Genomic DNA, 839 nt, shown 5'->3' with positions numbered 1-839 from the left:
GGATTAACCGATATGGCTAAACAAAACGCGCTCTTAGCCAATATCAGAACATCCGTCTTAGGAAAAGAAGAAGAGAAACAAACAGGTTTCTTCCTCTACACTTACGGAAGCACAGGAACTTTATCTTCTGAGCGTGGTCCTCTCAAATATGGTTATGGTGCTGATATTCGCTATGCTGCTCTCCAAGCCGGTGTCACATTGGCAGCAATTGAAGGACAAAATACCACAACACATCTCGGTCTTGTAGGCACCTATGGGCAGCTGTCGTTTACACCAAAGGACATATCAGATGCAGGGAAGAACACGCTAGATAAATGGTCACTGACAGCCTATGGTAGTATACAACACAACAATGGTTTCTACATTGATGCACTCTTATCCTACGGTATCCTAAAGGGGCATATCGCCAATGCTCTCAGAGGAAATACCGCAAAGTTGAACGATGCCAAAATGTTGAGTATCTCCACCACTGTTGGCAAAGAGTTTGCAACCGGAATGGAAGGTTTAACATTTGAGCCACAAGCACAAGTTGCCTATCAACATTTGATGTTTAACACCATTGAAGATGCTGATAATTTCACTGTTGATATGAACAATCCTTCTCAATGGTTGATCCGTGTTGGTGGACGTTTGACCAAAACCATTTCCACTGAAAACAACCGTCCTATGTCTTTCTATGGAAAAGTAAACTTGATCAAAACCTTTGGTGATGATGATAGCATTCATATTGGTAGAGACTTTGACCTTGATCCTATGGGACCTGCAATTGAAGGCGGCATTGGCATCAATGCACAACTGTCTCACAATTTCTCCCTTCATGGTGATGTAAGCTATCAACA

Annotated in this window: 1 protein-coding gene; it reads left to right on the top strand. The window is 42.4% G+C overall.

What is annotated here, in order from left to right; all coding sequences use genetic code 11:
• The coding region (locus tag ACFIJQ_RS08855) for an autotransporter domain-containing protein (RefSeq protein ID WP_375629972.1) at nt 1–839 on the top strand (839 nt) is incomplete at both ends.

This window comes from Bartonella sp. TT67HLJMS (assembly GCF_042193375.1).
In the GTDB taxonomy this organism is placed as follows: Bacteria; Pseudomonadota; Alphaproteobacteria; order Rhizobiales; family Rhizobiaceae; genus Bartonella; species Bartonella grahamii.
Note: the sequence above shows the minus strand (reverse complement) of the source record. Positions and strands in the feature narration are given on the sequence as shown.